Origin of the sequence: Streptomyces dengpaensis (assembly GCF_002946835.1) — a bacterium.
Classification (GTDB): domain Bacteria; phylum Actinomycetota; class Actinomycetes; order Streptomycetales; family Streptomycetaceae; genus Streptomyces; species Streptomyces dengpaensis.
Genome location: NZ_CP026652.1, coordinates 7,492,140 through 7,511,732 on the forward strand (window position 1 = coordinate 7,492,140; position 19,593 = coordinate 7,511,732).

Below are 19,593 nucleotides of genomic sequence, written 5' to 3' on the forward strand. Positions count from 1 at the left end.
CCCAGCCCAGCGCAGAGAGATCTGGTCCCCGGTAGTTCACTCCACCTCGATGCCGAAATCCTGAACGAGTTCCTCCAGACCGCCCGTGTAGCCCTTGCCACCCAGGACGAAGTCCCAGTCTCCGTTGGACCTGCGCCGGAAGGAGCCAAGTACCAAGGCCGTTTCGAGCGGCCGACCATCGGAGACCTCGAGTCGTCCCAGTTCGGTCAGCCCGGGGTCGCGCAGGTGGATGCAAGCATTCGTGAAACCGGAGAGGTCCGCGTCAGGGTTCACCTCCGGGTCGATGGCTGCGACGAGGACAAACCGGTCAGCCTCGTCCGGCAGCCCGTCGAAGGACACACACATCGCTGCCTTGTCGGGTGCCGTGGGGGGAAGGGCCCTCACGGAACCGTCCGCAGTCTGGGGGTTGTTGAAAAAGACGAAGTGTTCGTCGCTGAGGACGCGGTTGCCACGACAGACGAGAGCGCACACGTCCAAGGCAACACTTCCGGTCCACGACATGCCCAGGACGTTGTAGTCATCGGGCAGTTGCGTGTCCTGCCTTGACGGCGTCGCCTGCGCTGACGCCTGACGGCCGCCGCCTCCCAGGCGCCCGCGCAAACCATGGCGATGCAGCAGGTCCACGAGTTCACTGCCCGATATGAGTTCGAGCGGCTTTCCATTGGCGAAGGTGTGTGAGCCAGGGCCGAACTTCGACGTCGTCACCAGGACGCCCTTGTTGGCGCCGGCATCCTGCACGGTGCCGTACAGGTCACGTACAGCGGTGGGCGGAACCGTGTTGCGGTATCGCTTCACCTGCACGACGATCTTTCCCCCACGGATCGGCGTCGGGTCCAATGCATCAACGTCCACGCCTCCGTCGTTGGAACGCTGAGTGGTGACTGCCTGCATACCCATGGCGCGGAAGAGGTCGGCCACTAGGTTCTCGAAGACGATCGGATCCATGTCATAGAGGTCGGGTTCCTCATCGCTGCCATGCGCGACAACGCGGTTCCCGAGGTCTTGCGGTAGGCGGCTCGGCCGCACCGGCGTGAGTTGGTCGGGCCGGGCCGAGAGTTGCCCGCGCAGCGCGTCGGCCAGGCAGCTGCCCGCGTCCACCTGTGCCAGATTCAAGTCGCGGAACGTCGAGCGTGAAGCCATGACGGTGGCCAGGTAGATGTGGCCCGGTCGGCCCGTCGTGGGATCGTGCCCGTCCACGAACCCGTTGAGGGTCACCGACTCGAATGCACCCAGTTCATCTGCTGCGAAGAGTTCATGCAGGACGAGCAGCATGCTTTGCGCGAGGACCTCTCGGTACAAAGCCCGACGCTGCCCCACTGGACGGGGAGTCTCCTTGTCCTGATCCACTCCCGACATGTATCGAACGGACTTGACCTCAGGGACGACGCTGTAGGCGGGCAACTCCCAGTCCAGCACCAGTTGTCGGGCCGCGGGGTCATAGGCGGCTGCCACCTGACGCGGAAAACCCTCCGGCCACGCAGTCGAAGCATAGAGAGCGCCGGAGAAGTACTCGACCACGGACTCGGGATCGCAACGCCTCACACCCTCGGTCACCTCATGAATGCCGGCGTTGTGTCGGCGCACGTCGGCCAGCTGGGCATCGGCCCACCGCTGGTATTCCCGCTGGTACGCCGCCAACTGCTGCTGCCGCTGGCCCTCCGCCGTCTGGGCGGCGTGCCAGTCCCTCTCGAAACGCGTCCGCGCTTCCGCCTGTGCCTGGGCCCGGCGGTTGGCAGTCCACCCGTTCTGCGTCTGGTACTGGTTCCAGTCCGGCATGGGCACGGGCCGCGCCAATGCGCCTGGAGCGAAGGCCTGGACCTCCTCGGGGCGCAGCAGGGATGAGGCCCTGAAAGCAGGAACCTGGCATCCAGACGCGAGCAGGCCTTGCAACGAGGTGACTTGCGCGTCGAGTTCCTCGGTGCGACGCAGTGCCTCCGCCTGCCGATACTCACGGTGGCTCTGGGCAACTCGCCGCTGATAGGCACGTGCTTGCTGAGTTTGTTGTCTCTGCTGTCTGGCTTCGGCTTCCAGCTGACGCTGCTGCTGCCGTTGCACTTCGGCCCAGACGCCGACAAAACCGGCGGATCGACGACTCATGTGGTGCAGGCCCTCCCCAAGGCGCTCTGGCTGTCCCCACAACCAGCTGTAACAGGACGACTCTAGCCAGCAATCGCCGTCTCGCATATCCAGTCGTCAAAGGGAACCTGTTCGTGCCATCGCCGCTGGTCAAGGTGACTGGAGGGTAACTACGCCGCACTCGCCCTCAGTGCCCGAACTGTCGCGCCTACCGTATTGCTCCCTCCATCCGCGCCTCTCGCGGAACGGTCTGTGAGCGCGGCTTGACATGGATCAAGCCCTCGTTCCTGTGGATGATGTACCGCTGCGGCTGGGGCACGAAGGAGGGCCAGGAGACGGTCCTGGCCGTCGAGATCGGCCGCGAGGGTTTCGAGTGGGCGCTGCGGCACTCGTGCCTCTCGCACTACGTCCCCGAGCTGTACGAGGACCAGGCCGCCTGGAAGCGGCAGTTGAGGCAGTCTCCGGCGCGGGTGCAGTGGGACCCCGAGCGTGATGTGCGGCTGAACCCGCTGCCGTACCGCTCCCTTCAGCTCGGGCTCGCGGGTGACGCGGCGGCGTGGTACGCGGACGAGTGGATCGTGGACATCGAGGACGTGACGCCGCTCGCGACGCAGGTCCACGCTCTCGTACGCGCGGGGGACCTCGACGGCGCGGCGGCCCTGCTGCCGGAGGAGCGGCCGTATCCCCTCGGTGAGGATATGCCCGCGCACGTGCGATCGTAGGCGATCTGTTCGCCGTTCGAGGAGGCTCTCATGTCACGTCCGGTCACGATCGTCACGGGTGGTAGCCGGGGGATCGGAGCCGCGACGTGTACGCGCCTCGCGGCGGACGGGCACGACGTGGTGGTGGGATACGTCAGCGACAGCGCGGCCGCCGAGCGGACCGCGACCACCGTTCGTGGGGCGGGGGCCCGCTGTGTCACCGTCCGTGTGGACACGTCCGACGAGGACGACGTCGAGCGGCTCTTCGACACGGCGGCGGACCGGCTCGGGTCGGTGACGGGGCTGGTGAACAACGCCGGGGTGACCGGCCCGCTCGGCAGACTCGCCGACGCCAGCACCGCCGATCTGCGACGCGTGGTGGAGGTCAACCTGCTGGGCACGCTGCTGTGTTCGCGCCGGGCCGCGCGGTCCATGGCGGCCTGGGGGAGCGGTGCCATCGTCAACGTGTCCTCGGCGGCGGCCACGCTCGGCAGTCCCGGTGAGTACGTCCACTACGCGGCGACCAAGGCAGCCGTCGACGCGTTGACGACGGGCCTGGCCAAGGAACTCGGCCCCGACGGCATCCGCGTCAACGCCGTCGCGCCCGGGGTGATCGACACCGAGATCCACGCGGCGATGGGCGACCCGGGGCGCCCCGAGCGCGTCGCCTCCTCGGTTCCGCTCCGCCGTGCGGGCCAGGCCGGGGAAATCGCCGCCGCCATCGCGTGGTTGATGTCGCCCGAGGCGTCGTACACGACGGGGGCGGTGCTTCGGGTGTCCGGAGGCCGGTGAGCCGCGCCTTGTGGCGGGTGACGCCCACGTGGCGTCGTCTCGGCTTCAACTGACCCGGCCTGAGGTCCCGGTTGTCGGCTGCCTCGCGGCTCTCATGCGGCCTCGACGACCTCTCCCCGTATCGCTTCCGCCCACTTCACGACCAGCAGCTCGTACTCCGCCCGCTCCTGAGCGGAGAGGGAGCCGCCCGCGCGCATCCACAGGGCGCGGATCTGCTCGTTTAACGCGGCGGCAGAACGCACGGAACCAGAGGGCATGGAATCGGGGGACATGCGGACAAGACTAGGGGCAAGGACTGACACTGCGCTACCGGGTAGCTACTCATGTCGTATAACCGGCCTGAACCGTCAGCCCGCCGACTCCGCCGCGGCGTATGAGGCCCCTGCCCATCAGCGATCTTCCGCCAATACGCGTACGAGAAGCTCGCGTCGGCCGGTCCGCCACCATCGACGATCTGCCCACGCGGGCGGAGGTACTGGTGCCGATCCCCCCGGGGAAGCCGGGCGCGAGGGGCGAGCCGAGGGCACCCGGGGCCGTCCGGGTTTCCGCGCAAGACGGGACTGCGAGGACACCGAGGAAGCGAAGCGACTCCCCACCTTCCCAGTAGAGCCTCCTCGAACTGCCGGACAACCGGGTACGGCGAAGGCCCCCGCGGATGCTTCACGCAGGGGCCTTCGCCGTACCGCTCGGCGGGAGAGTGGGAGACAACTGGGAGTTGATCAAGGGGAGGCGGCGCAATCAGCCGCTGACTACGGCTGGCTTCCGCTAGATATTGACAGCGGAATTCGCAGCGGAATCCCCCGTTCAGCCCGCTGACTCCGCCGCGTGCGGGCTCAGCGCACCCGTCGTCACCAGCGCGATGATGACGATGCCGAGCGCGATCCGGTACCAGACGAACGGCATGAAGCTCTTGGTGGAGATGAACTTCATGAACCAAGCGATGACGGCATAACCGACGAAGAACGAGATGAGCGTCGCGAAGACCGTCGGGCCCCAGGAGATATGGCCCTCCGACGCGGCGTCCTTGAGCTCGAAGGTGCCGGAGGCGAGCACGGCCGGCATGGCGAGCAGGAAGGAGTAACGGGCCGCCGCCTCGCGGGAGTAACCCATGAACAGGCCGCCGCTGATGGTCGCGCCGGACCGCGAGACGCCGGGGATCAGCGCCATCGCCTGGCAGAGTCCGTACAGCAGGCCGTCCTTGGCGTTCAGGTCCTCGAGCGTCTTGCGCTGCTTGGCGACCCGGTGCCTGCCGCCTGTTTCGTCGCGCGCCGCGAGCCGGTCGGCGATGCCGATGACCACGCCCATCACGATGAGCATCGTCGCGGTGACCCGCAGATCGCGGAACGGGCCCTCGATCTGGTCCTTGAGCGTCACGCCGAGCACACCGATCGGAATCGAGCCGACGATCACCAGCCAGCCCATCTGAGCGTCGTGGTCGCCGCGCATCGCCTTGTTCGTGAGGGAGCGGAACCACGCCGACAGAATCCGCCCGACGTCCTTGCGGAAGTAGATCAGTACGGCGGCCTCCGTCCCGAGCTGCGTGATCGCGGTGAACGCCGCGCCCGGGTCCTCCCAGCCCGCGAACGCCGCGGTCAGGCGCAGGTGCGCGCTGGAGGAGACGGGAAGGAACTCGGTCAGCCCCTGGACGAGTCCGAGGATGAGGGATTCAAACCAAGACATGAAGTTACGTGGTCCAGTGCTGATCGCGGAGGGGTTGATGGGCGCGCCGTGCCGCCGTTCGGGTGATCACGGGTGCGGGGGCATCGTAGCGTCCCCTTGTGACAGCCCTCCCACAGGGGTTTCGCAGCCGTACGAGGGCTGCGTCACCTGGGGTGCGAGGCAACGTTGTCCGGGGGACCGGGGTGTTGACCCGCTGCTGACCGCCGCCTACGTTGCGGTAGGAGAGAAAGCGCTTGCTGCCGCCAGCATTCGTTCGCTCGGTGTCATCAAGCGTTGGCCAACGTCTGACATCACGTCCGATGGAGCGCTGATCACGTACATGACCACATCCCGCCGTACGACAAGCGGCCCCGAGCCCTCCCCGAACCGGCCCGAGCCTTCTCCGAACCGCCCCGAGCCCTCCCCGAACCGCCCCGCCGCCCGTTTCGACGGCCGCCGCATCAGGGTCGCCCTCATCGGCGCAGGCGCCATCGCGCGCGGGAGTCACTATCCGGCACTCGCGACACTCGCGGCGGAGGGCGAGACGGAGATCGTCGCCGCGGTCGACATCGCCGAGGGCGCGGTCCGGGAATTCTGCGCTGAGGCGGGCATCCCGCACGCGTACACCGATCTGGACCGGATGCTCGCGGAACAGCGGCCCGACCTGGTCGCCATCTGCACCCCGCCGACCGTGCACCGCGAGCAGACCGTCGCCGCACTGCGCGCCGGCGCCTGGGTGTGGTGCGAGAAGCCGCCCGTCCCGACGCTCGCCGACTTCGACGCCGTCGAGGCGGCGGAGGGGACGGACGGCGGTCCGTACGCCGCGATCGTCTTCCAGCACCGCTTCGGCTCGGGAACCCGGCACGTGCGGCGCTTACTCGCCGAGGGGGCCATGGGCCGTCCCCTGGTCGCGCACTGCCAGACCACCTGGTACCGCAACGCCGACTACTACGCCGTGCCCTGGCGCGGGCGCTGGGAGACCGAGGGCGGCGGGCCCTCGATGGGCCACGGCATCCATCAGATGGATCTGCTGCTCGACCTGCTGGGGCCGTGGAGCGAGGTGCGGGCGATGGCCGGACGCCTGGTGCACGACGTGGAGACGGAGGACGTCTCCACCGCCCTCGTCCGTTTCGCGAGCGGCGCCATGGCCACCGTCGTCAACAGCGTCCTGAGCCCGGACGAGGCGAGCCGCATCCGCGTCGACTGCGAACGCGCCACCGTCGAGCTCACGCACCTGTACGGGCACAGCAACGACAACTGGCGCATCATCCCGACCCCCGACGTGCCGGACACCGCGGTCGCGGCCTGGCGGGACTTCGGCGCGGACGTGCCGAGCTCGCACCTCGCGCAGCTGCGGGAGCTGGTCGCGAGCATGCGCGCGGGCGAGCGGCCGCGCAGCAGCGGCGCCGACGGGCGTACGAGCCTGGAGCTGATCACCGCGCTCTACAAGGCGGCGTTCACGGACACGACCGTCCGCGCCGGGGAGATCGGCTCCGGGGACCCGTATTACACGGCGCTCCACGGAGGTGCGCCGGGCTGGGCGCCCGTTGTGGGCCAGCCCGCCCCGAGCACGGAGGTGCCAGCGTGACCGGTCTGCGTATCGTCCACGCCCACGGCGACCGCATCACCGTGACCGAACCGGTCACGGGCGTCGAACTGCTCAGCTACGTCTATCGGCCCGAGGCGGCCTGGGAGGCGCCGAAACCGTACGTCCATCCGCTCAGGACGCTGGCGGGCGACGTCGTCACGGACTACCGGCCCAACGACCACCGCTGGCACAAGGGCCTGTCACTGACGGCCTCGCATCTGTCAGGGGCGAATCTGTGGGGCGGCAACACATACGTTCACGGAAAGGGATATCTCGAACTCCCAGAGCGTGTGGGGTCGATGGAGCACGTCTCGTTCGACGAGGTCGCGTCGGACGGCGAGCGTGTGGTCATCGCCGAGCGGCTGATCTGGCATCCGTACGGCGGTGACCTGTGGGCCGGCGAAGAGCGCCGGATGGAGGTGCACGACGTCGACCGGGAATCGGGGTCGTGGGCGCTGACCTGGACGAGCGCCGTCACGAACCGGCGGGACGAGCCGCTGCGGTTCGGCAGTCCGACCACCGCCGGGCGGGACATGGCCGGCTACACGGGCCTGTTCTGGCGCGGCCCACGCGCCTTCCGGGGCGGCCGGATCATCGGACCGGACGGGGAAGGGCCGCACCTCATGGGCACACAGGCGCCCTGGCTCGCCCTCTCCGGCGAGCACGACGGCAGCGACGGTCACGCGACACTCGTCTTCGCGTACGCCCCGGAGAACGACCACTCCGGATCCCAAGGAGCCCATCCCGCCCACTGGTTCGTGCGCAACGAGCCGTTCGCCGGAGTCGCCGCGTCCTGGGCGTTCTTCGACGAACTGGAGCTCGCGCCCGGCGACACGCTCCTGCGCCGCTACCGGGTCGTCGTGGCCGACGGGGCCTGGGAGCGGGAAGGGATCAGCAAGTACCTGGAGGCGCATCTATGGTGAGCTCCAGGAACTCCACATGGTCGGGCGGCTTCACCGGACTTCCCGGCGCCGTCGCCGTCTCGCACCTCTGCGTCTACGACTGGCCCGCGGCGGACGGCGTACGCGGGGGAACTCCCCATCTGCACCTGACCTGTTCGGAGGCGTACGTCGTCACCGGCGGGCGCGGAGCGGTGCAGACGCTGACGACGTCGGGGTACGAGGTCACACCGCTCGCGCCCGGCACGGTCGCATGGTTCACGCCCGGCACGATCCACCGGCTCGTCAGCGAGGACGGCCTGCGCATCACCGTCCTCATGCAGAACAACGGCCTGCCGGAGGCGGGCGACGCGGTCCTCACGCTCCCGCCCGAGTATCTGACCGACCCCGCGACGTACGCGGCCGCGACGGTCATTCCGGCGGACGCGCCCGAAGCGGAGCAGGCGCGGGTCGCCCGGGCCCGGCGTGACCTGGCTCTTGAGGGCTACCGGGCGCTGCGCGACGCGGCAGGGCCCGAGCCGCTCGCCGCGTTCCACCGGGCCGCCGCCGCACTGGTGCGGCCCAGGATCGTGGAGTGGCGCGAGCGGTGGCGGCGCGGCGCCCAGGCAGCCGCCGCGGCCACGGGGGACCAGCTCGACCGGCTGGAACGGGGCGACACGTCCCACCTCGGCGACGCCGCAGTACGGGCCGAGCAGCCGTCCGCCTACGGGCGGTTCGGCATGTGCGGACGGCTCGACGTCTACAAGGGGGCTGGTGCTACCCCGCCACGGGCCCCGTGACCGTCCAGCCCGGGGCCTGTGGGTGGGGCGTCATGTCGCCGTGCCGCATCTCTTTGCCACACTCGGTGCAGACGACCCGCGGGACGAATTCGTGGCCGCAGATGTGCTCGATCACCATCGGACGGTCGCCGTCCTTGCGAAGGTGGCGGTCGCCCCACGCCATCAACGTCATCAGGACCGGCTCCAGCTCCAAACCGGCCTGAGTGCGCCGGTACTCGTAGCGCTTGGGGCGGTCGCTGTACTCGACCTTCTCCAGCAATCCGGCGTCGACGAGCCGCTTGAGGCGAGCGGTCAGCACATCGCGCGGGGCGCCGATGTTGCGGACCAGCTGGTCGAACCGTGTGACGCCCAGGGACACCTCACGCAGTACGAGCAGGGAGTACTTCTCGCCGACGAGCACGAGGGTGTCGGCGATCGAGCAGGGGCGCGCGTCCTTCATGCCACCAGTCTAGGGGGTGGGTTGGTTGTTCCAACCCACTCGGCTACTCTTGAGTCACTTAGCGGGTTTGGAAAGCAAACTCATGAGTCTGGAATGCAAACTTATGAGTCTGAAGGTCAAACCTGCCTGGTTGCCGGTTCCCTGACCTCAGAGATCTGAGAGGCATCCCATGCGTGACGCCGTGATCGTCGAAGCCGTACGCACCCCCGTCGGCAAGGGCAAGCCGAACGGCTCCCTCGCCCATGTTCACCCCGTGGAACTGCTCGCCCACACGCTGCGCACCCTCGTCGAGCGCTCCGGGGTCGACCCGACGCTGATCGACGACGTCATCGGCGGCACCGTCGACCAGGTCGGTGAGCAGGCCATGAACACCACCCGGTACGCCGTGCTCTCCGCGGGATTCCCCGAGACGGTGCCCGCCACCACGGTGGACCGGCAGTGCGGCTCGTCGCAGCAGGCCGTGCACTTCGCCGCCCAGGGCGTCATGTCGGGCGCGTACGACATGGTCGTCGCCTGCGGTGTGGAGTCGATGAGCCGCGTACCGATGTGGTCGAACGTGCCGGCGGGCAAGGACCCCTTCGGGCCCGGAGTCGCCGAGCGCTACCCGGAGGGCCTGGTGCCGCAGGGCATCAGCGCCGAACTCATCGCAGCCAAGTGGGGCATCTCGCGCGAGCGGATGGACGACTTCGCGGTGAGCTCGCACCAGAGGGCGGCCGCGGCCTGGGACAACGGCCTGTTCGACGCCGAAGTCGCGCCCCTGGAGGGGGTGACCCGCGACGAGACCGTGCGGCCCGCCAGTACCACCGAGATACTCGCCGGACTCAAGCCCGCCTACTACGACCCGGCCTTCGCCGAGCGCTTCCCGCAGATCGACTGGTCCGTCACCGCGGGCAACGCGAGCCCCATCAACGACGGCGCCTCGGCCGTGCTCATCACCTCCAGCGAGACCGCGGCCCGCCTCGGCCTGCGCCCGATCGCCCGTCTGCACAGCTTCGCCGTCACCGGCTCCGACCCGCTGCTGATGCTCACCGGTGTCATCCCGGCCACCGAAAAGGTGCTGCGCAAGGCGGGTCTCGCCCTCGACGACATCGACCTCTTCGAGGTGAACGAGGCCTTCGCGGCCGTCGTCCTCGCCTGGCAGCAGGAGACGGGCGCCGACCTTTCCCGGGTCAACGTGCACGGCGGAGCGATCGCGATCGGTCATCCGCTCGGCGCGAGCGGCACCCGCCTGACGACCACTCTCGTCCACGCGATGCGGGCCCGAGGCGCCCGCTACGCGCTGCAGACGATGTGCGAGGCGGGCGGACTGGCCAACGCGATGGTGCTGGAATCCATGTAGTGGCTGGTGGCTGGTGGCTGGTGGCCAGTGGCGCAGTGATCGCGTCGCGTTTCAGTCCCCGCGCAGGTGGTGGCGCTTGCGCCAGGCCACCACCGCTCCCGCCAGGGCCGGTACGGCGATGAAGGCCATCGCGATGAGGAAGACGGGCGACGTCGGCGTCGAGGCCCGGGCGCCGGCGACGACGTAGGCGGCGGTGTTCGGGATCGAGCCGAGCGCCGTGGCGAGGAGGAAGGGCAGCCACCCCATGCGAGAGACCGCCGCGCAGTAGTTGGCGGCCCAGAACGGCACCCCGGGGAACAGCCGGACCGCCATCATCGAGCGGAAGCCGTGGCGGCTGAGCTGCCCGTCCGCCGCCTTCAGCAAACGGGCACGCAGCAGGGGGCGCAGCGCATCCTGCCCCAGGACCCGGCCGAGCACGAAAGCGACACCGGCTCCCAGCACCGTGCCCGCGAGCGATGTTCCCAGGCCCCATGGGGAGCCGAAGAGGGCGCCCGCCGCCAGATTCAGGAGCGGCCGGGGTACGAACGCGACCGTGCACAGCCCGTAGGCCACGGCGAACGCGACGGCCGCCGCGGCGCCGCTGAGGTGCGGCGGCCAGCCGTCGGCGAGCAGCCGCTGCGGTTCGAAGAGCAGCACGCTCGACGCGGCCGTCGCGAGCAGCAGCACGAGCAGCGAGAGCCGGGACCAGGGCGAGAGCAGCGCTCTCGCGCACCGGGCGGTCAGGCCCGTGCGCGCGGAGTTCAGGACAGCGGGTGCGGCGACGGTGAGCTCCGCGGCGACATCCCTGTCGATGACGGCGGAGAGCTCCGTGGCGGCGGCCTGGGGAGTGGCCGTGGCGGTGCCCCCAGAGCGGGTGGTGGCATCGGGCATCCGGCGACCCTAACCGACCAAGGTGTGAGATCGCCGTATGGTTCGTCTCATGGGCGTCACAGCTTCCGGAACGTCGGGTGCACAGGCGGGTGCGCGGTCGGGTGCGCGGTTCGAGGTGCCGAACAGCGCCCTCGCGGACACCCTGTTGGAGCGGCTCACCGCCCATTACGCCGCGGCCGCCGATCCCGAACGGGCCGCGTCGATGCGCGCGTACATGAAGGACGTTGCGCCGTTCCTCGGACTGACCACGGCCGAGCGCCGCGCCCTGTCCCGGACCGTCCTCCTGGGCACCGCCGGCCCCGACGAGGCCGACTGCACGGCGCTCGCGCTGCGCTGCTGGGAGCTGCCGGAGCGCGAGTACCAGTACTTCGCCGTCGACTACCTGCGCCGCCATGTGCGGCGGCTGTCGTCGGACTTCCTGCCCGTGGCGCGCCACCTCGTGGGCACGGTCTCCTGGTGGGACACGGTCGACGCACTCGCCTCCCACATAGTGGGAGGCCTCGTGGCCGCCGACCCGCGGCTGAAGACCGACATGGACGCGTGGATCGAGGACGACGACCTGTGGATCGCCCGTACGGCCCTGCTCCACCAACTGCGCTACAAGGAAGCCACCGACACGGAACGCCTCTTCGGGTACTGCGTCCGCCGGTCCGGGCACCCCGACTTCTTCATCAGGAAGGCGATCGGGTGGTGTCTGCGCGAGTACGCGAAGACGGACCCGGAGGCGGTACGGCACTTCGTCGCCCGGAAGCGCGGAAAGCTGTCGCCGCTGTCGGTGCGCGAGGCGCTCAAGAACATCGGTCCGTGAAGCGTCCCTGAAACGCCCCGCAGCGTTCTGCGTCGTGAAACGCCCCGCGGTGTCCTGCGTCGTGAAGCGCCCCGACGGCCTCGGACGCCCCTGATGCACCGCCCGGAACACCCGACTCCTGGGCGCGGAAAACCATTCGACGTGGGCAGACGCGTCAGCGATGATCTCCTCATGTTCCGGTACGCCTTCCTCCTCGCAGCATCCGCAGTCGCGGATGCCCCGAAGGCTGCCGTCCCGATCATCGTGGCCGCCGTCGACGGCGCCCGAGGCTGACCCTCCCCGGATCGTCCGGCGGACCCCGCAGGGGGAGGGTCGGCAAATCCTTGGGGTCCCCGTCCCGGCCCGTACGCGCCGGGACCGTCACTCAGTTCCTCTGACACTGAAGAGACTTCGAGGTACAGCCATGCCCAAGACGGCTTACGTGCGCACCAAACCGCACCTGAACATCGGCACGATGGGTCATGTCGACCACGGCAAGACCACCCTGACCGCCGCCATCACCAAGGTCCTCGCCGAGCGCGGCACCGGCACGTTCGTGCCGTTCGACCGGATCGACCGGGCGCCGGAGGAGGCCGCGCGCGGCATCACCATCAACATCGCGCACGTCGAGTACGAGACCGACACCCGGCACTACGCGCACGTGGACATGCCGGGCCATGCCGACTACGTCAAGAACATGGTCACGGGCGCGGCCCAGCTCGACGGGGCGATCCTCGTCGTCTCCGCGCTCGACGGGATCATGCCGCAGACCGCCGAACACGTGCTGCTCGCCCGGCAGGTGGGCGTCGACCACATCGTCGTCGCCCTCAACAAGGCCGACGCGGGCGACGAGGAGCTCACCGATCTCGTGGAGCTGGAGGTCCGCGAACTGCTCTCCGCGCACGGCTACGGGGGCGACTCCGTACCCGTAGTACGGGTGTCCGGTCTCAAGGCCCTTGAGGGGGACCCCCGTTGGGCGTCGGCGATCGGCGCGCTGCTCGACGCGGTGGACACGTATGTGCCCATGCCCGAGCGGTACTTGGACGCGCCCTTCCTGCTGCCCGTCGAGAACGTGCTCACGATCACGGGACGCGGGACGGTCGTCACCGGTGCCGTGGAGCGCGGCACGATCCGGGTCGGGGACCGTGTCGAAGTGCTGGGCGCCGCCGTGGACACGGTGGTCACCGGTCTGGAGACCTTCGGCAAGCCCATGGAGGAGGCGCAGGCCGGAGACAACGTCGCGCTGCTGCTGCGCGGGGTGCCGCGCGACGCCGTACGCCGCGGACACATCGTCGCCGCGCCCGGCAGCGTCGTGCCGAGTCACCGTTTCACCGCGCAGGTCTACGTCCTGTCGAGCCGCGAGGGCGGACGTACGACACCGGTCGCGACCGGGTACCGGCCGCAGTTCTACATCCGCACCGCGGACGTGGTCGGCGACGTCGACCTCGGCGAGACCGCGTTCGCCCGGCCCGGCGACACCGTCACGATGACGGTGGAGCTCGGGCGCGAGGTGCCGCTGGAGCCCGGCCTGGGCTTCGCGATCCGCGAGGGCGGCCGGACGGTCGGCGCGGGGACGGTGACGTCGGTCGGCTGACCGCCGGCCGAGAGACGCGGGTGCCCGCCATGGGGAGGCGGGCACCCGCGGCTGGGACCGCTCAGCCAGGGGGCGCAGCGGGCGTACCGCGGCGGGCGGGGCGGGAGTCTTCGGTACCGGCACAATGGAGCCGTGGACGAGCCGATACCCGTGACACGGGGCGTGGATCACGGGACCGCCAAACTGATGCCGGACGTCGACCGGAAGCGGGCGTGGCTACTGACGGTGGACGGGGCGCCGCAGTCGTACGTCGATCTGGACGCGCCGACGCATCTGGAGTTCGAGTACGCGCGACGGCTCGGGCATGTGCTGGACACGGTGGCGGAACCCGGGGCGGCCCTGGACGTGCTGCATCTGGGCGGTGGGGCGCTCACCCTGCCCCGCTATGTCGCCGCGACCCGGCCCGGTTCGCGGCAGGACGTGGTGGAGGCGGACCGCGGTCTGCTCTCCCTGGTCGCCGAGCACCTGCCGGTGCCCGACGACGCGGGCATCACCCTGCACGGCGCGGACGCCCGCGCCTGGCTCGAGGCCGCCGCGCCCGGCTCCGCCGACATCGTGATCGCGGACGTCTTCGGCGGCTCACGCGTACCGGCGCACCTCACCTCCACCGCGTACGCGCGCGCCGCCGAGCGGGTACTGCGCGCCGACGGCGTCTACCTGGCCAACCTGGCCGACGCCGCGCCGTTCGCCTTCCTCCGCTCTCAACTCGCCACGTTCGCGGCAGTGTTCGAGGAGCTGGCCCTCATCGCCGAACCGGGGGTCCTGCGCGGCCGCCGCTTCGGCAACGCGGTGCTCGTGGCGTCCCACCGGCCCCTCGACACGGCCACCCTCGCGCGCCGCACCGCCTCCGACGCCTTCCCGGCGCGCGTCGAACACGGGCCCGCGCTAAGGGAGTTCATCGGCGCCGCCGAACCCGTACGCGACGAGAACGCGGTCCCTTCACCCGAGCCGCCCGACGGCGCCTTCAGCATCGGCTGACTCCGGCTGCGGCTTCGGCGCCGCATCCGGCTCCGGTGCCACGCCCGGCGCCGGTGCCCCCTGGACCGGCGCCTTCGTCCGCCGCGTCAGATTCCGTACGTCCGGTACGCACAGCACCGCCGCCGTGACGACGACGACCAGCGTCGCGCAGCCCCACAGCGCCGTCGTGCGGCCGAAGGCCTGTTCCGCCGGGCCCGCCAGGGCCGTGGCCAGCGGGACCATCGCGATCGAGCCGAACCAGTCGTACGCGGAGACGCGCGAGAGCTTGTCCTCGGGGATCTCCTGGTGCAGCGCGGTCATCCACGCGACACCGAAGACCTCGATCGCCAGACCGCTGACGAACATCACGGCGCACAGCGGCCCCAGCGGCACGGGAATCGCGAGCGCGGCGGACGGTGCGGCGAGCGGGAAGACGCAGAGGGTGCCCGCGAGCAGGAGCCGGCGCGGTTTCCAGCGGGTCATGAGCAGCGCGCCGCCGACGGTGCCGGCGCCGAACGCGCCGAGGGCCAGCCCCCAAGGCCCCGGACCGCCGAGGCTGTCCCGGGCGACCAGCGGACCATAGACCGCGTCGGCGGCGCCGACGACCGCGACCACCACGGAGAACTGCGCGACGATCGTCCACAGCCAGGGCCGCCCGATGAATTCGTGCCAGCCGTCGCGGAGGTCGGCGAGCAGGCCGCCCCCGGACGCGCGCGGCGGAATGTGGCTGACGTCGAGGAATGAACGCAGCGCCCCGGCGACCGCGAACGCCGCCGCGTCCACGGCGAGCACCCAGCCCGGCCCCATCACCGCGACCAAGGCCCCGCCGAGGGCCGCGCCGCCCAGGCCCGCTCCCTGCATCGCCATCCGGAACACGGCGAAGGCGCGGCTCGCCTGCTCGCCGCTGACCGAGGACATGAGCATGCCCTCGGCCGCCGGGTTGAAGAACGCCTGCCCCGTGCCGCCCAGCGCGGACAGCAGCATCATCTGCCACAGCTGCGCCTGACCGGCGATGACCAGGGCGGCGAACACCGCCTGCGACACGCAGTTGAGGGCGTTGGCCGCGACCATGACGCGATGCCGCGGCAGCCGGTCCGCGACCGCGCCGCCGATCAGCAGGAACAGCACCAGCGGCAGCGTCCGCGCGGCCGCGACCAGGCCGACGTCACCCCCGTCCCCGCCCGCGTCGAGCACCGCGAACGCCGCGGCGATCAGCGCGCCCTGGCTGCCCAGGTTGGTGACGACCGCGGCGGCGGTCAGCAGGGTGTAGTTGCGGCCCGCCCAGGAAGGCCGGCGCAGGCGGTGGGGGGAGTCGGCGGCTGAGTTCACTGGCTGACTATCGCCGCCGGAGCCTCGGCTTGCCAAACCATTTGCCCGAGGGTATGCACAGCTCGGGGCCCTGCGAGCTGCCTACGCGGCTGAAGGGCCCCGTGAACTGCGCGGGCGTCTCAGAACTCCGTGGGGTGCTTGGCCGGCGGCTCAGGACCCCGTCGGTTCGCCGTGCAGCCGTACCGTGCTGAGGATCTTCTGCACGGTCGCGTCGGACACCTCATCGGACACGCCCTTGGCGCCGTAGAACGTCCAGGACACGAAGTCGCCCGCCGCGTTCTTGAAGGCGAACGTGGTCGCCTTGCCGTCCGAATCGCACTTGCCCTTCTTGGGAGCACCGGACGAGTATGTCGTCACGACACTGCCCTTGACGCCCGAAGCCGTCGTGTACGCCTTGGACTTGCCGATGGTGAGCAGCTTCTTCGAGGCCTTCTTCTGGTCGGTGTAGCCGCCGAAGACCCACCAGGCCGAGTCGTTGCGCGCGACGTCGGCGGTGTTCTTGGCGCCGCTCTGGCCCTTGGTGCCCGCGGCGGCCAGTGACTTGTCGTCCTCGTACCCGTCCTTGTCGTCGTCGGACGTGCACCACTGTTCCTTGAGGATGGCGGGGGCGGACATGCCGATCAACGCGGAGCCGTCGCCCTTCTCCTCGTCCTCGAAGCCGATGAACGTGCCCGGCGACTCGACCTCCCAGTCCGCCGGAACGTCGAAGGCGGTGCCCCACTTCGGGTTCACCACGACCTTCCAGCCGGCGATCGTCGCCTTCTCCTCCTCGCCGCCCCGCGGGTTGTCGTCACCACCGCTCGCGCTCGGCGACGTGGAGGCGGACGCCTTGGGGGAGCCGGACGGATCGCCGCCCGCCTTCTTGTTGTCGTCACCGCCGCCGAGGACGAGGAAGCCGGTGACACCGGCCGCGATCACGACGGCCGATGCCGCGACGATCGCGGTGATCCTGGTCTTGTTGCCACCCCCGCCGCTGCCACCGCCACCAGGAGCCTGAGGAGCTCCCAACGGCTCCGGCGGAGCCCCCCACTGCGGTTGCCCCGGCTGCTGCCCGTACGCGTTGGGCTGCTGGTAGCCGGGCTGCTGATGCCCCGTCTGCTGATATCCGGGCTGCTGGTACGGATTCGGCTGCTGGTACCCCGGCTGCTGGTACGGGTTCTGGTCCTGCGGGTTCTGCTCGCCCCCGGGCGGCTGGTGTCCTGGCCACATGGCCGGTAACGATAGAGGGGCCGGAGACCCGGGTGCCACGGCGGTCCACAAAAGGGCCGGGCACCCGGGGAGTTGGCTCAGGACTCCGTCGGTTCGCCGTGCAGCCGCACGGTGCTGAGGATCTTCAGGATGGTCGCGTCGGGGATCTCCTCGTCCACGCCGGTGGCTCCGTAGAGGTTCCACGCCACGTAGTCGCCCGCGGAGTTCTTGAACCCGAACGTGACGGCCTTGCCGTCGCTCGCGCACTTCCCCTTCTGGGGCGTGTTCTTGGACCTGGCCCACGCGACGCTGCCCTCGACGCCCGACGTCGTCGTGTACGGCTTGGCCTTCTCGTCGAAGGTGATGCTCTTCTTGTCCGGCTGCGTGTAGCCGCCGTAGACCCACCAGGGCACCTGGTTCACGGCGACCTCGTCGGTGCTCTTGGCGCCGCTCGCGCCCTTGGTGCCCACGGCGCCCAGGGCGGTGTCGTCCGTGGTGCCGTCCTTGTCGTCGTCGGACGTGCACCACTTGGACTTGTAGTACGCGGGCGCCGACATCACGATGATGGGCTTGTCGCCGGCCTTCGCGTCGTGCTTCTCGAAGCCGATCGACGTGCCCGGCGACTCGACCTCCCAGTCCGCCGGAACGTCGAACGCCGTGCCCCACTTGGGATTGACGACGACCTTCCAGCCGGCGATGGTCGCCTTCTCCGCGTCGCCGCCGCGCGGGTTGTCGTCCGAGGCGGAAGCGCTCGGCTCCTGCGACTGCGACGGGCTGACCGACTGCTTCGGGGCCTTGCCGTCGTCGGCCTTGTCGTCCTTGTCGCCGCCGAGCACGAGGAAGCCGGTCACACCGGCGGCCACCACCACGGCTGTGGCCGCCAGGATGGCGACGACCTTCGTTTTGTTGCCGCCACCGCTCGGGGGTCCGGGCGTCCCCATGGGCGAGGGAGCACCCCACTGACCCTGCCCGGGCTGCTGCCCGTACGCGTTGGGCTGCTGGTAGCCGGGCTGCTGATGCCCCGTCTGCTGATATCCGGGCTGCTGGTACGGATTCGGCTGCTGGTACCCCGGCTGCTGGTACGGGTTCTGGTCCTGCGGGTTCTGCTCGCCCCCGGGCGGCTGCTGTCCTGGCCACATGGGCAGTCAGCCTAGTGCCGCCTGTGACACGGTTCGGTCACCATGAATCGTCAGGCATGTACCGGTCAGGAGTCGGAACGCCGCCGGGCCCTGGTCAAGATTCGCTACTCGCGGGTAACGTGGCGGCATGAGCGCAGACCAGATGACGATCGGCGAGATGCTCGCCGCCACCGTGCCCATGGCCCGGACCCTGAACCTCGAGTTCGTGGAGACCTCCCCGGAGAAGGCCGTGGTGGTGCTGCCGGACCAGAGCGACTACCACAACCACGTCGGCGGACCGCACGCCGGCGCGATGTTCACGCTGGGGGAGTCGGCGAGCGGGGCCATCGTCCTCGCCGCGTTCGGTGAGCAGCTGTCGCGCGCCGTGCCGCTCGCGGTCAGCGCCGAGATCGCGTACAAGAAGCTCGCGATGGGCCCCGTCACGGCCACCGCGACGCTCGGTCGCCCCGTCGCCGAGGTCGTCGCCGAACTCGACGCCGGTCAGCGCCCGGAGTTCCCCGTCGCCATCGCCATCCAGCGCGCCGACGGTGCCGTCACCGGCGAGATGACCGTCGTCTGGACCCTGCGCCCGAACGGCTGAGCCGAGTACCGACATGGGGCCTTGACCGGGGAATGCGACCTGGTCAGGGCCCCTCGTCGTGCCGTGGCGGCCCGCGCCGGCCGGCACACGCATTCAGTCAGCAGTCGCGGGCAGGGCGAGGCCCGTGCCGCGCCGCGCCGGACGGTAGGCTTCCCCGGCGTGCGCCCGCTCCGGGGCGTACGCCGGGTTACGCGATTCGGGAGGAACCGGCGTTGCACGTCCAGGAGTGGCTTGAGACGGTGCCCGCGGTCAGCATCTACGCCTTGGTGGGTCTGGTCATCGGCCTGGAGAGCCTGGGCATCCCGCTGCCGGGCGAGATCATCCTGGTCTCATCGGCCCTGCTCGCCTCGCAGCACGAGGGCATCAACCCCGTCATCCTCGGGACCTGCGCCACCGTCGGCGCTATCGTCGGGGACTCCATCGGCTACGCCATCGGCCGCAAGGGCGGACGCCCGCTGCTGGCCTGGCTCGGCGCCAAGTTCCCCAGGCACTTCAGCGAGGGCCATATCGCCACCGCCGAGCGGTCCTTCCAGAAGTGGGGCATGTGGGCCGTCTTCTTCGGCCGCTTCATCGCCCTGCTGCGGATCTTCGCGGGGCCGCTCGCGGGTGTGCTGCGCATGCCCTACTGGAAGTTCCTGATCGCCAATGTGTTCGGCGGGATCGTCTGGGCCGGCGGCACCACCGCGGTCATCTACTACGTCGGTGTGGTCGCCGAGGCCTGGCTCAAGCGTTTCTCCTGGCTCGGCCTGGTCATGGCGCTGCTCATCGCGCTCGCCTCGATGATGATCGTCAAGCGCAAGGCGAAGCAGGCGACGGCCGAGGCCAAGGTGACCGAGCCGGAGCCCGTCCCGGCCCCCGCCGTCGACTGAGTCAGCAG

At 70.1% G+C, this 19,593-nt stretch carries 19 protein-coding genes; 11 read left to right on the forward strand and 8 right to left on the reverse strand.

Annotated elements, in window-relative coordinates; all coding sequences use genetic code 11:
* Positions 1-36: 36 nt before the first annotated feature.
* The gene (locus C4B68_RS34885; protein WP_180289367.1) at positions 37-2,097 is read right to left on the reverse strand and encodes a restriction endonuclease; all 2,061 of its coding nucleotides are present in this window, start codon (positions 2,095-2,097) and stop codon (positions 37-39) included.
* A gap of 194 nt (positions 2,098-2,291) precedes the next feature.
* Here C4B68_RS34885 and C4B68_RS34890 point away from each other — a divergent pair, with 194 nt between their 5' ends.
* Together C4B68_RS34890 and C4B68_RS34895 are read left to right on the forward strand one after the other, a co-directional pair.
* Positions 2,292-2,798 carry a DUF4291 domain-containing protein gene (locus C4B68_RS34890; protein WP_099505534.1) on the forward strand — a complete coding sequence of 169 codons (507 nt, stop codon included), beginning with the start codon at positions 2,292-2,294 and terminating at the stop codon, positions 2,796-2,798.
* Between the two features lie 30 nt (positions 2,799-2,828).
* The gene (locus tag C4B68_RS34895; RefSeq protein WP_099505535.1) at positions 2,829-3,569 is read left to right on the forward strand and encodes an SDR family NAD(P)-dependent oxidoreductase; all 741 of its coding nucleotides are present in this window, start codon (positions 2,829-2,831) and stop codon (positions 3,567-3,569) included.
* A gap of 92 nt (positions 3,570-3,661) precedes the next feature.
* On the opposite strand, the gene C4B68_RS34900 is transcribed toward C4B68_RS34895, so the two are convergent.
* Together C4B68_RS34900 and C4B68_RS34905 are read right to left on the reverse strand one after the other, a co-directional pair.
* Positions 3,662-3,841 (reverse strand): hypothetical protein, encoded by a 180-nt coding sequence (locus C4B68_RS34900; protein ID WP_099505568.1) that lies wholly within the window; start codon positions 3,839-3,841, stop codon positions 3,662-3,664.
* Between the two features lie 532 nt (positions 3,842-4,373).
* Positions 4,374-5,249: an undecaprenyl-diphosphate phosphatase gene (locus C4B68_RS34905; protein ID WP_099505536.1), complete on the reverse strand. Its 876-nt coding sequence runs from the start codon at positions 5,247-5,249 to the stop codon at positions 4,374-4,376.
* A gap of 319 nt (positions 5,250-5,568) precedes the next feature.
* Between C4B68_RS34905 and C4B68_RS34910 the strand changes: the two genes are divergently transcribed.
* The 3 genes from C4B68_RS34910 to C4B68_RS34920 are packed head-to-tail and all read left to right on the forward strand — an operon-like array spanning position 5,569 to position 8,494.
* On the forward strand, positions 5,569-6,816 hold the full coding sequence (locus C4B68_RS34910; protein ID WP_099505537.1) for a Gfo/Idh/MocA family protein: 1,248 nt from the start codon (positions 5,569-5,571) through the stop codon (positions 6,814-6,816).
* The gene (locus tag C4B68_RS34915) at positions 6,813-7,739 is read left to right on the forward strand and encodes a DUF6807 domain-containing protein (protein WP_099505538.1); all 927 of its coding nucleotides are present in this window, start codon (positions 6,813-6,815) and stop codon (positions 7,737-7,739) included. The genes C4B68_RS34910 and C4B68_RS34915 overlap by 4 nt, the downstream gene beginning before the upstream one ends.
* Positions 7,733-8,494, forward strand: coding sequence for a cupin domain-containing protein (locus tag C4B68_RS34920; RefSeq protein ID WP_099505539.1), 762 nt, complete (start codon positions 7,733-7,735; stop codon positions 8,492-8,494). The genes C4B68_RS34915 and C4B68_RS34920 overlap by 7 nt, the downstream gene beginning before the upstream one ends.
* On the opposite strand, the gene C4B68_RS34925 is transcribed toward C4B68_RS34920, so the two are convergent.
* Entirely contained in the window at positions 8,472-8,933 is a 462-nt protein-coding gene (locus C4B68_RS34925; RefSeq protein ID WP_099505540.1) for a winged helix-turn-helix transcriptional regulator, read from the reverse strand. The two genes, C4B68_RS34920 and C4B68_RS34925, sit on opposite strands and share 23 nt — an antisense overlap.
* Before the next feature lie 169 nt (positions 8,934-9,102).
* Between C4B68_RS34925 and C4B68_RS34930 the strand changes: the two genes are divergently transcribed.
* Positions 9,103-10,272, forward strand: a complete 1,170-nt coding sequence (locus tag C4B68_RS34930; protein ID WP_099505541.1) for a thiolase family protein — start codon at positions 9,103-9,105, stop codon at positions 10,270-10,272.
* 51 nt (positions 10,273-10,323) lie between these two features.
* Here the strand turns inward: C4B68_RS34930 and C4B68_RS34935 are convergent, their stop codons facing one another.
* On the reverse strand, positions 10,324-11,142 hold the full coding sequence (locus C4B68_RS34935; protein ID WP_099505542.1) for a TVP38/TMEM64 family protein: 819 nt from the start codon (positions 11,140-11,142) through the stop codon (positions 10,324-10,326).
* 49 nt (positions 11,143-11,191) lie between these two features.
* Here C4B68_RS34935 and C4B68_RS34940 point away from each other — a divergent pair, with 49 nt between their 5' ends.
* The 3 genes from C4B68_RS34940 to C4B68_RS34950 all read left to right on the forward strand — a co-directional run bounded on the left by C4B68_RS34940 (position 11,192) and on the right by C4B68_RS34950 (position 14,501).
* Positions 11,192-11,950 carry a DNA alkylation repair protein gene (locus C4B68_RS34940; protein WP_099505543.1) on the forward strand — a complete coding sequence of 253 codons (759 nt, stop codon included), beginning with the start codon at positions 11,192-11,194 and terminating at the stop codon, positions 11,948-11,950.
* Positions 11,951-12,353: 403 nt separating this feature from the next.
* Positions 12,354-13,523, forward strand: coding sequence for an elongation factor Tu (tuf, locus tag C4B68_RS34945; RefSeq protein ID WP_099505544.1), 1,170 nt, complete (start codon positions 12,354-12,356; stop codon positions 13,521-13,523).
* Between the two features lie 132 nt (positions 13,524-13,655).
* A complete protein-coding gene (locus C4B68_RS34950) occupies positions 13,656-14,501 on the forward strand; it encodes a spermidine synthase (protein ID WP_099505545.1) in 846 nt (281 codons plus the stop codon).
* Here C4B68_RS34950 and C4B68_RS34955 read toward each other — a convergent pair.
* The 3 genes from C4B68_RS34955 to C4B68_RS34965 form a co-directional block, all read right to left on the reverse strand.
* Positions 14,463-15,809: an MFS transporter gene (locus tag C4B68_RS34955; protein WP_240634566.1), complete on the reverse strand. Its 1,347-nt coding sequence runs from the start codon at positions 15,807-15,809 to the stop codon at positions 14,463-14,465. The two genes, C4B68_RS34950 and C4B68_RS34955, sit on opposite strands and share 39 nt — an antisense overlap.
* A gap of 150 nt (positions 15,810-15,959) precedes the next feature.
* Positions 15,960-17,018: a DUF8017 domain-containing protein gene (locus C4B68_RS34960; protein ID WP_099505547.1), complete on the reverse strand. Its 1,059-nt coding sequence runs from the start codon at positions 17,016-17,018 to the stop codon at positions 15,960-15,962.
* A 77-nt stretch (positions 17,019-17,095) separates the two neighbouring features.
* The gene (locus C4B68_RS34965; RefSeq protein WP_099505548.1) at positions 17,096-18,136 is read right to left on the reverse strand and encodes a DUF8017 domain-containing protein; all 1,041 of its coding nucleotides are present in this window, start codon (positions 18,134-18,136) and stop codon (positions 17,096-17,098) included.
* Between the two features lie 142 nt (positions 18,137-18,278).
* Between C4B68_RS34965 and C4B68_RS34970 the strand changes: the two genes are divergently transcribed.
* Positions 18,279-18,716 (forward strand): DUF4442 domain-containing protein, encoded by a 438-nt coding sequence (locus C4B68_RS34970; protein WP_099505549.1) that lies wholly within the window; start codon positions 18,279-18,281, stop codon positions 18,714-18,716.
* A gap of 212 nt (positions 18,717-18,928) precedes the next feature.
* Entirely contained in the window at positions 18,929-19,585 is a 657-nt protein-coding gene (locus C4B68_RS34975) for a DedA family protein (RefSeq protein WP_099505550.1), read from the forward strand.
* Positions 19,586-19,593 lie beyond the last annotated feature (8 nt).